Raw genomic sequence first — 15,004 nt, 5'->3', positions numbered from 1 at the left:
TAATGAAATAAAAGGTTACTGTTCGTTGCTTTCAGCTGTTAGAAGCTCTGTATATTTTGCAGCATCCTCTGCTGTCATATTTTCCATAATCGCAGCAAGTTGATCTGATTTAATGGTTGTTAGTATTTTTAGTGCTTCTTGTTCACTCATAGCTGTAATAATTGGTGCAGCCTTTTTCGCAGACATCGTTTCATACGTTTTAATAATATCTTTAAACGCTCGCTTGTTTTCCTCTTGAATTGCCAAAAGTTCATCAATTTGTTGCTGTAGTTGTTCTTTTTCAAGATTTGACCGCTCTAACTGATCATCTTTACCTTCAATCTCAGATTCCAGTTTTTCAATCTTTGCCTCTCGATCCTTGATCTCACCTTCTAATGCGATTACGCTCTTTTCCCACTCTTCCTCTGATTGTGTTCCTTCTTCTGTAATTAGTGAGGAAACAAACGGAATCTGTGCACCAAGCTCTTTGGACTTTTCAAATATATTGACCCCAGCAAAGCTTAAAACGACTAACGCAACTGTGACTAAAAACAAGAAGGGAATAAGAAAGACAAAAATGAACATTTGAAATTTATTCGATTTCTTTTCTTCTATTTCTTCGATTTCCTTTGCCATTCTATCACCTAACCTTCTCGATTCATGTACATTTGTATCGAGATATCGTCCATTTGTTTACCTTCAATCACTTTTATATCCTCGGTAAATTTTAAGTAATCCTTTTCACGGATTTTTTCATATTTCTTTACTTCTATATTTTTTTCTAACAATTTTTCCTGAAATAGCAGCATTCTGTTTCTTGCGTTGATCACCATCTTTTGGTAGTGATCAATCATCTTTTCGATATTACTTATAAACTGTTGGTGATGACGAATCTCTTGAATGGATAGTCCTCCATGAAGCCGCTCAGATTGATACACTTCAAGATCCTCTTTCCTTTTTAACAGCTCATATAGCTTTTCAGCCACTTCCTCAAACTTTCTAACTGAATCTTGGTAGATTGAAACAGCTTCATCTTTTTCACGTTCTTTTACAGCGAGGATTTTATGAAACTTGAACTCATATCTCATTATTAGTCACTTCTTCCAAGTAATTCATATAACGATTGGACACCTTCTTCAAAGGATACCCTTTCATCTGTTGCTTGCTTAATAAACGAAATAATTTTAGGGTATGAAGTAATGGCATCATCTATTTCTTTTGAAGAACCTCGCTTATAAGCACCAATATTTATCAAATCTTCAGAATTGATATAAGTGCTTAACAGCTCTCTCAGTTTTTCAGCAGATTTTTTATGGGCTTCAGGTACTATATTGTTCATGATTCTACTCACGCTTTTCAGCACATTAACAGCTGGATACTGGCCTTTATTAGCTAATGATCGATCCAGAACAAAGTGTCCGTCCAATATCCCACGAACGGTATCCGCAATCGGCTCATTCATGTCATCACCATCGACTAGTACCGTATAAAACGCCGTAATTGATCCATGCCTATTCGTTCCAGTTCTCTCTAATAATCTTGGTAAGATCGCAAAGACAGAAGGTGTATACCCTTTCGTAGTCGGCGGCTCACCAATAGCCAACCCTACTTCTCGCTGTGCCATAGCTACCCTTGTCACTGAGTCCATCATCATCATGACGTTTAACCCCCTGTCACGAAAATATTCAGCAATTGCGGTTGCCGTAAAAGCACCCTTGATTCTCATCAGTGCTGGCTGATCAGAAGTTGCGACAATAACGATCGACCTTGCTAAGCCCTCGGGTCCTAAATCCTTTTCAATAAACTCTCGAACCTCACGACCACGTTCACCAATTAATGCAATCACATTCAAATCAGCATTTGTATTACGCGCAATCATTCCAAGTAATGTACTTTTACCTACACCACTCCCGGCAAATATTCCTACACGCTGACCCATACCAACTGTGAGAAGACTATCGATTAATCGAACTCCTACTTCTACAGGTTCTGATATCGGTGGTCTTGTCATTGGATTAGGTGGATCCTGGTCTGTTCCAACCGAGCCAAGCCCTTTTGGAAGTTGACTACCATCAAGTGGTTGACCTAAAGAATCTAGTACACTGCCGATTAAAGCTGGACCTATCTTCACCTCTAATGGCTTCAATGTTGCCTCTACCAAACAGCCAGGGGAAATTTCATTTAAGCTCGTATACGGCATAAGCAGTATATTTTCATCCTTAAAACCAACAACCTCAGCTTGAATTTTTCGGTTGTTTTTGCCGATATGAATGTAACAAACATCACCGATTGAGCTTTCTGGCCCTTGCGATTCAATCATTAGACCTACGACACGCTTCACTCTACCATAGCGCTTAAACGTTTTCATCTGATCAATTTGTCCCAACAAATCAGCAGCTAGCACTCTATTCACTCTCCAATAGTTCGTAAAGTTTTCTTTTGATTTCATCGAGCTGCTGATCCACACTTGCATCAATTCGACCATTTGCAGATTCTATAATGCAGCTCTGTTCTGTTAGCTCACTATCTGGAAAAATATATAGTTCCGTTTCCTTTGGAAAGATTCGAATTAAATCTTCCTTTTGGACAAGTAAAAATTCGTAGTGTGAAGGATGAACATGAAGCTGAATTTCACGATATTCCCTTGCTTCTTTTAATGCTTTTTTCACTATCGGTAAAAACTGCTCCGAATATCCTGTTAGTGTATCAGCAATAATTTTTTCAGCGACCTTAAGGGCTAGAGACAGAATCGTACGCTCGCTTGAATCAATCTTCTTCTCATAGTCGTACTTTGACAAGGTAACCGTTTCCTTCGCTTGCGCTATGATGGCTTGTGCTTCATTATATCCAATCTGTTTTCCTTCTTCATGGCCTTGCATAAAACCTGAAGTTTGGGCTTGTTCAGCCAGCGCTTGTAACTCCAGTTGAAACGATTGATGCTCTTGCTCCATTTGTTCGCGAATTTGAGCTTCATATTCTCTAGCATCTTGAACGATTCTGTCCGCTTCACTTTGCGCTGCTGCAAGTATTCTCTCTCTTTCTTGGTAACTAAGAAAAGAGGATTCTTCTTCTTTTTCATCGGAGTAATTCTTGATTGCTTTAATCGAAATTACTTTGTTTTCGTTGGTAAATTCTTGTGGAACCCACGTTGATTTAATTAGCCTAGACAATGATATCGTCACCTCCGCCTCGAGCAACCACAATTTCTCCTGCTTCCTCTAAACGACGAATGATGGCAACGATTCTTGACTGTGCTTCCTCTACATCACGAAGACGAACTGGTCCCATAAATTCCATTTCATCCTTAAAGCTTTCAACCATACGTTTGGACATATTTCCAAACACGATGTCCTTGACTTCGTCGCTTGATACTTTTAGAGACAGCTTTAGATCTTCATTATCACAGTCACGAATAATCCTTTGAATGGCACGGCTATCGAGTGTAACAATATCTTCAAATACAAACATTCTTTTCTTAATTTCTTCCGCTAATTCCGGGTCTTGAATTTCGAGTGCATCTAGGATCGTTCTTTCGGTTGCACGGTCGACTCCGTTTAACACTTCCACAACAGCCTCAATACCGCCCGTTTGCGTATAGTCCTGTGTCACAGATGCAGAAAGTTTTCGCTCCAAAATTTGCTCAACTTCATTGATGATTTCTGGAGATGTACTATCCATTACCGCAATTCTTCTTGCAATATCAGCTTGAACTTCCTGAGGTAGCTCAGATAAAATTTGACCTGCTTGGGCCGAATCCAAATAAGATAAAATAAGTGCAATCGTCTGTGGATGTTCATTTTGTATAAAATTAAAAATTTGTCCTGGATCAGCTTTTCTAGCAAAGTCAAAAGGTCGAACTTGAAGGGATGAAGTTAAACGGTTAATGATAACAGCTGCCTGTTCAGTCCCAAGCGCTTTTTCAAGAACCGTTTTTGCATATCCGATACCACCTTGTGATATATAATCCTGTGCTAGAGCGATATTATGAAATTCCTCTAAAATCTCTTCTTTAGCGGTAGATTCCACTTTCTTTACTCCAGAAATTTCTAACGTTAATTTTTCTATCTCTTCTTCACTTAAGTGTTTATATACTGATGCAGATACATCCGGCCCAAGTGAAATGAGAAGAATGGCTGCTTTTTGTTTACCTGTTAATTCCTTTTGATCTCTTTTTGCCACCTTCACTCACTCCTCCTAGTCTTCAGCAATCCATGAACGCAATAGTTTTGCGAAATCCTCTGGCTTTTCTTTCGCCATTTTTTCTAGCTGTTTCTTTCTCAACGATCCTTCTGTTTCTTCCTTGTCTTCATCAAGGTCACGAATAGAAATAGGTGTGTAATTATCAAATGCCGCAGCTTCTTCCACTTGTGCCTTCTTCTTTCTTGCACGCATAAATAGAATAATTAACACAATGATAGTAGCTAAAAGGACTCCACCGATCGCGTATACCCACCATGGAATAGAAGCCGTTTGAGTTTCTTCAAACTCTACCTTGCCGTTAAATGGTTGAACCGATACTAGAATCTTGTCCTGAATTGCCTCATCCGTTAGTTCTCCATCAACGGTTGTTTTATCTATAGAGGTACGAACGATTGAAGCTAGCATTTGCGTAATATCATCCACACGTTCTTGAGGTAATGTTGTAGGATCATCCGCTGTAGGAGGTTCTACCATTACTTGGATACCTAAGTCTCTAATTTTATAAGGACTCTCAACAATTTCTTTACGAATTTTATTCACTTCATAGTTGATTGTCTCTTCAATTCTTTCATAATCACCAGTACCAGTTGCACCCTCAAGGTAACCTGTTCCAAGAGAGTCTGCTGCATCTTCAGTCACTGGTTCACCACCAACATCCGCTGCGTCACCAGTAAAGGTTTCTGTGATTTTTTGTGCGCTTGCCGCAATACCTTCCAGATTCTCCTCATCTACAGGAGTAACAAGATTTTCTTCACGATTTTCCTGTGTAAAGTCCACATCTGCAGTAACAATTACTGCTACTTTGTCTTGTCCCATTAAGGTACCAAGCATACTTTGTACTTGGCGTTGAACATCACGTTCAATCTGTTTTTTGATATCATTTTGAGCAGCAAAAGTAGAACCTGAAGAATTTTCTTCATTATTTAAGTCAAAGTACTCAAAGTTTTGGTTCGTAATGACGATATTATCTGTAGGGAGATTGGGAACACTCTTTGATACTAGATGGTACAACGCTTTGATCTGGCTTTCCTCAAATTCATAACCAGGTTTCGTGTTCAGTACAATAGAAGCACTGGCCGCTTCTGATGCATCTGTTACAAAGATCCCTTTCTCTGGAAGATTAATCATAACCTTCGCATCATTAATCCCTTCTATACCTTTCATTAAGTTCGCTAACTCTGTTTGCATTGCATCAAGCTTCATCACATTGAACTCATTCTCAGTCATTCCGATTCCAGCATTTTGACTAAAAAATGAATAATCAATGCTTCCTGAATTAGGTATACCTTCCGCAGCAAGCTCAACCTTCAACGTATCAATGCTCTCTTTTGGCACCAATATCGTCGTTCCATTATCAGCAATCTCAGACACGATTCCTCTTGCATCTAAGCTTTCTTTAATAGCCCCGGTTTCAGCTGCGGATAAATTACTATATAAAGGTTCTAAAGTCGTTCTAGTTGCAAAAAACGTTACTAATGAAATCAGTGTCACTAAAGACACTAAACCGCCCACAAAGAACATTTTTTGCTTTTTAGAACGACTCGTCCAATATTCTTTTATTGCATGTAATTGTTTCTGCAATTGGTTCATCACGTTCCTCCGGTTCAGTGTGTCATGCCAAAAGGTGCCTATAGCACCTTTCCAACACAAAAGCTATTAAACTTGCATTCTCATTACTTCTTGATATGCTTCAATTACTTTATTTCTCACTTCAATCGTTGCTGACATGGTGATGCTTGCTTTTTGGCTTGCAATCATCACTTGGTGAAGATCTACATTTTCACCTCTGGCCAATTTTTCTGTCATCACATCCGATTGATTCTGTGCTGAATTAACTTTTTCAATTGAATCCTTTAATACGGACGCAAAACTCTTTTGTGCTTCGTATGGTGTAGTAGATGGAGCAGAAACTGCTGCATCTGATTGAAAAACTTTAGATACAGACGGAATAGATATAGTCATTATTTATTCTCCTTTTATTTACCGATCTCTAATGCTTTCATAAGCATTCCTTTAGATGCATTCATTACAGTCACGTTTGCTTCATAAGATCTAGTCGCGCTAATCAAATCCACCATTTCACGGAGTGGATCAACATTCGGTAGTTCAACATAGCCATTTTCATCCGCATCAGGATGTTCAGGGTCATACACAAGTTTAAAAGGAGTTTCTGTGTCCTCAACAATTTTTGAGACTTTCACACCGTTCCCAGCACCTGTCGTTTGTTTTGACATAGCCTGACTCATAAACGAAGAAAAGTTTCCCTCCTTCGGTTGAAGCACAACTGATTTCCTTCTGTAACCCGCTGTGTCTACGTTAGCCATATTAGAAGAGATAACATCCATGCGCAATCTTTGTGCGGTTAAAGCAGAAGCAGAAGTATTAATGCTATGGAAAATTGACATGATTATCTTCCTCCTTTTATGACAGTTTGTAGCGAGTTAAACTTTCCGCTAATTCGTTCGATCATGGCATTATAATAAATTTGATTGGTTGCAAGGTCTGACATTTCTTTATCAATATCCACATTGTTTCCCGTGTGGTTGTATGATGTAGTGCGATCCGTAGATATCGTTACTCCCGCTTGTCCTGAGCTTTGAATGGCCATATGCTTACTGTTCGTTTGTTTCCCGGTCACAGTTGATATCGCATCATTAAGTTCTGACTTAAAGCTAACATTTTTAGCCTTATACCCTGGAGTATCAGCGTTAGATATATTTTGTGCTATCACTTTTTGTTTTGTAGAAGAATAATTCAACGCATTTTCAAGCGTATTAATTGTATTTGAAAAGAGCTTCAAGTTCTCCACCTCATATATAAATATATATATTTTGTTGATTGGTGCAGAAACTTGTAGTTTTACGTCGGATTCTGCAAAACAATCATACTACTAATTTTAATGAATCGCATATAGGATGTCTATCTCAATAAGGGCGAAATACTTAATCTATAAGTCCTATTTTAATCGAATTGACCTATAAGCAAAACACTGAAAAGATTGGAATCATGTACATATTTTTGTCATTTATTCAGTTCGTCAGATCCATTTATCTACTAAGAAAAATGAACTAGTTAGAATGTCTTATATTTGTAATCGTGTATTTAGCATAAGGGAACGCATTTTTATTGTAAAGAAAAAGTAGATTTTTGTCGAAATGTACCATAAAAAAACTCCTTATTTCTTATCGAAATAAGGAGTTTTTCATTAGTTTGATTTTAATTTACTTAGTTCAACTAAAAACTTGTCGTTTAGTACTTTAATATATGTTCCTTTCATACCTAACGAACGTGATTCAATAACACCAGCACTTTCTAGTTTTCTTAGTGCATTAACAATCACAGATCTTGTAATTCCTACACGATCCGCAATTTTTGAAGCAACTAATAACCCTTCTTTTCCACTAAGCTCTTCAAAAATATGCTCAATTGCTTCTAGCTCACTATAAGATAACGAGCTAATTGCCATTTGTACTACTGCTTTGCTTCTAGCTTCTTCTTCAATTTCTTCTGCCTTTTCTCTTAATATCTCCATTCCTACTACTGTTGAGCCATACTCAGCCAGAATTAGGTCATCATCATGGAATTGTTCTTGAGTTCTAGCTAGGATTAATGTCCCTAGTCTTTCTCCTCCACCGATGATAGGAACGATCGTCGTTAAACCGTTTTTAAATAAGTCTTTATTTTCCACTGGGAATGCTGTGTACTCACTATTTACATCTAAGTTAGGTGAGGTTTCATTGATGTTAAATAGGTTGTTTGTGTACTCTTCAGGGAATTGACGATCTTCAAGCATTTTTTTAATACGCTCGTTTTCAATTTGTTGATTTACCGCAAAGCCTAATAATTTTCCACGGCGACTTACGATAAAAATATTTGCTTCGATCACTTCACTTAGTGTTTCTGACATTTCTTTAAAGTTAACCGGTTTTCCTGCTGCCTTTTGAAGTAAGGCATTAATCTTTCTTGTTTTTGACAGTAAATCCATTTGTTCTTCCTCCTAATTAGCTAAAACCATTGCAGTAGCACTTACTATGAATTCTGCATATGTATTAAATTGTTATGTGTAACATAATATACATTTGATTCCCCCATCACGAGGGAATCAAACCAATGTATTACAAAATAAATTGACTTAAGTCTTTATTACGTGAAATAGGACCGAGTTTTTCTTCTACGTATTGTGGTGTGATTGTGATTTTTTCCATTGTGATATCCGGTGCCTCGAAGGACAAGTCCTCTAGAAGCTTTTCTAAGATGGTATGCAATCTTCTTGCTCCAATGTTATCCGTATTTTGATTTACGTCATAAGCAACTTCTGCAATCTTACGAATAGCATCGTCAGAAAATTCAATTTCTATACCTTCAGTCACTAACAATGCTTGATATTGCTTTATTAGTGCATTGTCGGGTTCAATTAGTATTTTATAAAAATCGTCTACCGTTAGCTTTGTTAATTCTACTCTAATCGGAAAACGACCTTGGAGCTCTGGTATTAAATCAGACGGCTTGGCGATATGGAAAGCACCAGCAGCCATAAATAGAATATGGTCTGTCTTCACTGATCCATATTTCGTAACAACCGTTGAACCTTCAACAACCGGAAGAATATCTCGTTGTACTCCCTCTCGAGATACATCCGCCGAAGATCCGCCTCCGTTTTTACTAGCAATTTTATCAATTTCATCAATAAAGATGATTCCTGTTTGCTCAGCACGGAACACAGCTTCTGACGTGACTTCATCCATATCTATCAGCTTTGCGGCCTCTTCATTCGTTAACACCTTTCTAGCATCACGAACCGAAAGCTTCCGTTTTTTTCGTTTTTTTGGCATTAAGCCACTTAGAGCATCTTGCATGTTCATTCCCAATTGCTCCATGCCTGAACCTTGAAGCATATCAAACATGGATGGCTGCTGTTCTTCCACTTCAACAGAAACCATTTCATTTTCAAGCTCACCCTTAGAAAGCTTTTCAGCAACAACCTTCCTTTTTTCAACGATATTCATGTCTTCAGTAGGTGTTGGTTCTTGTTCCTGTGCACCACCTCCACCGAATAGCATCTCTAAAGGATTTTTATAGCCTGTTGCTTTTTTCGCAGAAGGTACCAACATGTCAACTAAGCGTTTATTTGCATTTTCCTCTGCACGCTCTTTCACTTTTTGCATCTTTTCTTCTTTTACAAGCCTAACTGAAGTTTCAACGAGATCTCTTACCATGGATTCAACATCACGACCCACGTAGCCCACTTCCGTAAACTTCGTAGCTTCTACTTTTACAAACGGAGCTGAGACGAGCTTTGCCATTCGCCTAGCGATTTCTGTCTTTCCAACACCCGTTGGTCCAATCATTAATATATTCTTAGGATTGATTTCATCCCTTAAACTTTCGTCAAGCAAACTACGTCGGTAACGATTTCTCAGAGCAACCGCTACTGCCTTCTTTGCATCCTTCTGCCCAATGATATACTGATCCAATCGTTCAACAATCTGACGTGGGGTTAGATTTGTCCCTTTAGTGACCATTCGATCCCTCCTAAAGCTCTTCAACGATAATATTGTGATTTGTATATACGCAAATTTCAGCGGCAATTTCAAGGGAAGCCTTTGCGATTTCCTTTGCCGTTAGATGCTCTCCAGAATACTTCTTTAATGCTCTTCCCGCAGATAGTGCATAATTACCACCTGATCCAATTGCAAGGATTCCATCATCTGGTTCAATGATCTCTCCCGTACCAGAGACCAATAGCATATCCGTGTCGTTCATTACAATTAGCATCGCTTCAAGACGTCGAAGTACTTTATCGCTTCGCCACTGTTTCGCAAGTTCAACAGATGCCCGTTGCAGATTGCCATTATACTCCTCTAACTTACTTTCAAACATCTCAAAAAGGGTAAAAGCATCAGCAACAGAGCCGGCAAATCCTGCTAGTACTCTGCCGTTAAATAACTTTCTAACCTTACGAGCTGTGTGCTTCATCACGACAGCATTGCCGAAGGTTACTTGACCATCTCCAGACATGGCACATTGACCATTATGACGAACAGCAAAAATAGTTGTTGCATGAAATTGCGTCATATTACTCCTCCTAAAGCTTAAGCCCGGGGGTGGTGGGCCATATATGTTTTTCGCAAGTAATCATTTGTAACATGTGAATAAATTTGTGTAGAAGACAAGAACGAATGCCCTAAAAGTTCTTGTACACTCCTCATATCTGCTCCATTATTTAGGAGATGTGTCGCAAAGGAGTGTCTTAGCTTATGCGGATGGATGGACCCGTTTAAAGATGATTTTTTTATCATTTGATCAAGTATATGTCTAACTCCGTTTGTTGTAAGTGGTTCTCCACGAAAGTTAACAAATACGGAATCATGTGAATGCTTTTCTCCAAGAAGTGCTTTTCTGCCGTTGTTGATATATGTATCAATAGCCTCTTGAGCAAAGCTACCAAATGGAATATATCGATCCTTTTGGCCCTTCCCATGAACAAGTACCGTTCCAATGTATAAATCAATATCTTTTAAACGGAGCTGACAGCATTCACTAACGCGCATTCCTGTAGCATATAAAATTTCTAACAAAGCAAGATCCCTTTGTCCGATAGGAGTATCAACTTCACAACTCGAAAATAAAGCTTTAAGCTCCTCTTCATAAAAAAAATCGGGCAATCTCTTTTCTTGCTTAGGCATAATCACTTGTGCAAAAGGATTATTCTTTAGAAGATTATCTCTTAATAAAAACCGGTAAAAGCTTCTCATACTAGATATTTTTCTTGCGACAGATTTTCTAGACAAGTTCTTTTCAAAAAGCTTCGTTAAATACAGCCTAACATCGGAGTACTCGACATCAGCATAATTTGCTAACGATTGCTCCCTCATAAAAAGAGTAAAATCCCTAACATCAACTTGATAATGCTCAATTGTATATTGTGAATAATTTCTTTCTATTTGTAAATATTCAAAAAATAACTTTGCTGAAACGTTCACATCTTCTGACAATATTCGTCACCTCACAAAGGCTACTAAATCGTATCACACTTCACAAACCCTTGCAAGCAATTTACAAATTTTTCACAAAGTTCTGAATTGTTTCTAAAGCCCGATTAGCATGTTGCTCAGCTCTTTCCTTTTTCCCTCGGATTTTAGTCGGTAAATCCGGGAACAAACCAAAGTTTGCATTCATCGGCTGAAAATTCTTTGCGCTTGCATTCGTAATATATCTTGCCATACTTCCGATTGCTGTTTCCTCTGGGAACACAATAAGCTCTTCACCTTGCACAAGTTTGGCTGCATTTAGTCCAGCAACTAATCCACTTGCTGCAGACTCCACATAGCCCTCTACCCCTGTCATTTGACCAGCAAAGAATAAATCCTTACGATTTTTGAATTGATACGTAGGTTCTAGTACTTTAGGTGAATTAATAAAGGTATTACGGTGCATCACACCATACCTTACGATTTCAGCATTTTCTAAACCAGGGATTAATGAAAGGACTTCTTTTTGAGGTCCCCACTTCAAATGTGTCTGAAATCCAACAATATTATAAAGTGTACCTGCAGCGTCATCTTGTCTCAGCTGAACAACAGCAAATGGACGCTTCCCTGTTTTAGGATCCTCAAGACCAACTGGCTTCATCGGACCAAATAGCATCGTTTTCTTACCTCTGCTAGCCATTACCTCAATCGGCATACAGCCTTCAAAGAAAATCTCCTTTTCAAACTCTTTCAAAGGAACTGTTTCTGCTGTGACAAGCGCTTCGTAAAAGCGATCAAACTCTTCTTCGGTCATCGGACAATTTAGATAAGCTGCCTCCCCTTTATCGTAACGGGATTTTAAATACACCTTATCCATATCAATACTGTCTTTTTCAATGATTGGTGCTGCAGCGTCATAGAAGTATAAATATTCTTCACCCGTTAATTCTTGCAGCTTAGTTGAAAGCGAAGGACTTGTTAAAGGTCCAGTCGCTATGACAGTAGGTCCCTCTGGGATTTCTGTAATTTCTTCATTAATGACAGTTACATTAGGATGATTTTTTACTTTATCTGTTACATGTGCTGCAAATTCATGACGATCCACTGCAAGCGCTCCACCTGCTGGCACTGCACAAGCATCCGCAGAAGCGATAATAACAGAGTCTAACTTTCGCATTTCTTCCTTCAGGACCCCGACTGCATTTGTTAAATTATTAGCACGAAGGGAGTTACTACAAACCAACTCAGCAAATTTATCTGTATGATGTGCTGGAGTTTGCTTCACTGGCCTCATTTCGTACAAGCGGACCTTTATCCCTCTTTTTGCAAGTTGCCAAGCTGCTTCGCTTCCAGCTAAACCTGCTCCAATAACATTCACTGTTGCATCTATCATTTTATGAACCTCCAATAGCTCGTATGTATCTTTTTTGTATTAGTTTCTCCATATTCCTTCTGCATTTTACACTACGTATGAAAAAGTATAAAGTTTCACGTTTTAAGTTTTGAAAGCGAAAGTGCTTTTACGCAATAAAAAGAGTGAGCATAGTGCTCACTCTTAGCTTTGTGGCTCTTCCTTGTAGTCACAACCAATGCATTGAACTTGGACACCTTTTTTAAGCTTCTTCTCAATCAATAGTGATTCACATTTCGGGCAATTTCTAGGCAGCGGTTTATCCCATGAGATAAAATCACATTCTGGGAATGTATCACAGCCATAGAAAATTCGACGCTTTTTACTTTTTCTTTCTATTATATTTCCAGTCTTACAATTTGGACATTTTACACCGATATCCTTTACGATTGCTTTTGTGTTACGACAATCCGGAAAATTGCTGCATGCCATGAACTTTCCGTAACGGCCCATTTTATAGACCATCTCATGTCCACACTGCTCACAATCCTCACCAGCAGGCTCATCTTTAATTTCAACCTGCTCCATTTCTTTTTCGGCCTTTTCTAAATGCTTTTCAAAACCTCGATAAAACTCATCGATGATCCGTACCCATTTTGTTTTTCCTTCTTCAACATTATCTAAATCCTGTTCCATTTTTGCGGTAAACTCGACATCTAAGATATCTGGGAAGAATTCTACCATGAGTTCATGCACGATCTCTCCAAGTTCTGTTGGAATAAATCGTTTATTATCAAGAGTAACATATCCACGTTTTTGAATAGTATCTAATGTTGGAGCAAATGTCGATGGTCGACCAATTCCTAGTTCCTCCAACGTCTTAACTAATCTAGCTTCCGTATATCTTGGAGGTGGTTGGGTAAAGTGTTGTTTCGGTTCTATGTCCTTTTTGAGGACCGTATCGCCTTCCTTTAAATCAGGCAGCATTTTGTTCTTGTCCTCTGTTTGATCATCTGTTCCTTCAACGTACACCTTCATAAAACCTGGAAACTTAACCTTTGATCCGGTTGCTCTAAAGATTACCTCTCCATTTTTCAAGTCCACACTCATCGTGTCCATCACAGCCGGGGCCATTTGACTAGATACAAAACGCTCCCAAATTAACTTATAAAGCCTCAATTGATCTCGTGACAAGAATTCTTTCATACTAGCAGGGTCACGTAGCGTACTTGTTGGTCTGATCGCTTCATGAGCATCTTGAGTGTTTGCACCTTTTTTTTCTTTACGCTTTTCCTCTGGTAAAAAATTGGCGCCGTAAGTTGACTCAATATACTGACTTGCTTCTGTTTGAGCTACTTCAGAAATTCTAGTTGAATCTGTTCTCATGTATGTAATTAACCCGACGGTGCCTTCTTTTCCTAAATTGATCCCTTCGTACAGCTGTTGGGCTAGCATCATTGTCTTTTTTGCTCGGAAGTTTAATTTTCTAGCAGCCTCTTGCTGAAGAGATGAAGTAGTAAAAGGAACCGCTGGATTTCTTTTACGTTCTTTTTTGGTCACAGAGGTTACTTCGAATTTATTCCCATTCATTTTTGCTAAAATCGCCTTTACCTCTTCTTCTGATTTTAGCTCCATTCGCTTATTTTCTATACCATAGAAGTCAGCTTCAAAACCTGTTGTTCCCTTTAAAAATTCGCCTTCAATCGTCCAATATTCTTCAGGAATGAACTCTTTAATTTCGTTTTCTCGGTCAATAATTAAACGTACAGCTACTGATTGAACTCGACCTGCGCTAAGCCCTTTTTTTACCTTTTTCCAAAACAACGGACTAATATTATAGCCAACCAAACGGTCTAAAATTCTACGTGCTTGCTGGGCGTCTACTAAATCCATGTTAATTGGTCTTGGATGCTTAAAAGACTCTTTAATCGCATCTTTCGTAATTTCATTAAAAACTACTCGGCAATCCGAATGGATGTCCACATCTAGCGTATGAGCTAAATGCCAAGCTATCGCTTCCCCTTCACGATCCGGGTCAGCCGCTAAATAGATTTTCTTTGCTTTTTTTGCTGCGGTTTTTAATTCCTTTAGAACCGGGCCTTTTCCGCGTATAGTAATATACTTTGGTTCGAACTCATGTTCCACATCCACTCCCATCTGACTTTTGGGAAGATCGCGAACATGCCCCATCGACGCCTTAACTTTATATTTTTTTCCTAAGTATCTTTCGATCGTCTTTGCCTTTGCTGGCGACTCAACGATTACTAAAAACTCCGACATCTATTGTCCTCCTCAAGAGGGATTATATAAAAACTTTACTGATTGAATGTTTATTGTAAATATTCATTATTATTAAACTATTTATTGAAACTTGTCAAATATAACGTAAACGGTTTCAGCCTGTTAAATTTAAAATTTGTATCCTTATTTTCGAACTACTGTTGCAAAATGTATAACAGTTTGAGCGATATTTCAACCTTTTTCATAAAAATATATAAAAAAT

At 38.4% G+C, this 15,004-nt stretch carries 15 protein-coding genes; all 15 read right to left on the bottom strand.

The window, feature by feature from the left end:
• Positions 1–15: 15 nt before the first annotated feature.
• Positions 16–615 carry a MotE family protein gene (locus ACVBAX_RS05680; protein WP_447116196.1) on the bottom strand — a complete coding sequence of 200 codons (600 nt, stop codon included), beginning with the start codon at positions 613–615 and terminating at the stop codon, positions 16–18.
• Positions 616–623: 8 nt separating this feature from the next.
• A complete protein-coding gene (fliJ, locus tag ACVBAX_RS05675; protein ID WP_119707539.1) occupies positions 624–1,067 on the bottom strand; it encodes a flagellar export protein FliJ in 444 nt (147 codons plus the stop codon).
• Positions 1,068–1,069: 2 nt separating this feature from the next.
• Positions 1,070–2,383, bottom strand: a complete 1,314-nt coding sequence (gene fliI, locus ACVBAX_RS05670) for a flagellar protein export ATPase FliI (protein WP_447116489.1) — start codon at positions 2,381–2,383, stop codon at positions 1,070–1,072.
• A gap of 1 nt (position 2,384) precedes the next feature.
• Positions 2,385–3,149 (bottom strand): flagellar assembly protein FliH, encoded by a 765-nt coding sequence (fliH, locus tag ACVBAX_RS05665; protein ID WP_447116195.1) that lies wholly within the window; start codon positions 3,147–3,149, stop codon positions 2,385–2,387.
• Positions 3,142–4,158 carry a flagellar motor switch protein FliG gene (gene fliG / locus ACVBAX_RS05660; protein WP_340903197.1) on the bottom strand — a complete coding sequence of 339 codons (1,017 nt, stop codon included), beginning with the start codon at positions 4,156–4,158 and terminating at the stop codon, positions 3,142–3,144. The genes fliH and fliG overlap by 8 nt, the downstream gene beginning before the upstream one ends.
• Before the next feature lie 15 nt (positions 4,159–4,173).
• Positions 4,174–5,769, bottom strand: a complete 1,596-nt coding sequence (gene fliF, locus ACVBAX_RS05655; protein ID WP_447116194.1) for a flagellar basal-body MS-ring/collar protein FliF — start codon at positions 5,767–5,769, stop codon at positions 4,174–4,176.
• Positions 5,770–5,835: 66 nt separating this feature from the next.
• Positions 5,836–6,141, bottom strand: coding sequence for a flagellar hook-basal body complex protein FliE (gene fliE, locus ACVBAX_RS05650; RefSeq protein ID WP_447116193.1), 306 nt, complete (start codon positions 6,139–6,141; stop codon positions 5,836–5,838).
• A 14-nt stretch (positions 6,142–6,155) separates the two neighbouring features.
• Positions 6,156–6,584: a flagellar basal body rod protein FlgC gene (flgC, locus tag ACVBAX_RS05645; protein WP_317458104.1), complete on the bottom strand. Its 429-nt coding sequence runs from the start codon at positions 6,582–6,584 to the stop codon at positions 6,156–6,158.
• Between the two features lie 2 nt (positions 6,585–6,586).
• Positions 6,587–6,979: a flagellar basal body rod protein FlgB gene (gene flgB, locus ACVBAX_RS05640; protein WP_160545603.1), complete on the bottom strand. Its 393-nt coding sequence runs from the start codon at positions 6,977–6,979 to the stop codon at positions 6,587–6,589.
• A gap of 405 nt (positions 6,980–7,384) precedes the next feature.
• Complete coding sequence (gene codY / locus ACVBAX_RS05635; RefSeq protein ID WP_251515732.1) at positions 7,385–8,164, bottom strand: GTP-sensing pleiotropic transcriptional regulator CodY; 780 nt, start codon at positions 8,162–8,164, stop codon at positions 7,385–7,387.
• A gap of 130 nt (positions 8,165–8,294) precedes the next feature.
• Positions 8,295–9,701, bottom strand: a complete 1,407-nt coding sequence (gene hslU, locus ACVBAX_RS05630) for an HslU--HslV peptidase ATPase subunit (RefSeq protein WP_447116192.1) — start codon at positions 9,699–9,701, stop codon at positions 8,295–8,297.
• A gap of 10 nt (positions 9,702–9,711) precedes the next feature.
• The gene (gene hslV, locus ACVBAX_RS05625) at positions 9,712–10,254 is read right to left on the bottom strand and encodes an ATP-dependent protease subunit HslV (protein WP_160545606.1); all 543 of its coding nucleotides are present in this window, start codon (positions 10,252–10,254) and stop codon (positions 9,712–9,714) included.
• A 17-nt stretch (positions 10,255–10,271) separates the two neighbouring features.
• Positions 10,272–11,174 (bottom strand): tyrosine recombinase XerC, encoded by a 903-nt coding sequence (xerC, locus tag ACVBAX_RS05620; protein WP_447116191.1) that lies wholly within the window; start codon positions 11,172–11,174, stop codon positions 10,272–10,274.
• Positions 11,175–11,235: 61 nt separating this feature from the next.
• Positions 11,236–12,543: an FADH(2)-oxidizing methylenetetrahydrofolate--tRNA-(uracil(54)-C(5))-methyltransferase TrmFO gene (trmFO, locus tag ACVBAX_RS05615; protein ID WP_447116190.1), complete on the bottom strand. Its 1,308-nt coding sequence runs from the start codon at positions 12,541–12,543 to the stop codon at positions 11,236–11,238.
• 162 nt (positions 12,544–12,705) lie between these two features.
• Positions 12,706–14,781, bottom strand: a complete 2,076-nt coding sequence (topA, locus tag ACVBAX_RS05610) for a type I DNA topoisomerase (protein ID WP_447116189.1) — start codon at positions 14,779–14,781, stop codon at positions 12,706–12,708.
• Positions 14,782–15,004 lie beyond the last annotated feature (223 nt).

The organism is Robertmurraya sp. GLU-23 (genome assembly GCF_052983275.1).
This window is presented reverse-complemented; position numbering and strand designations above follow the sequence as displayed.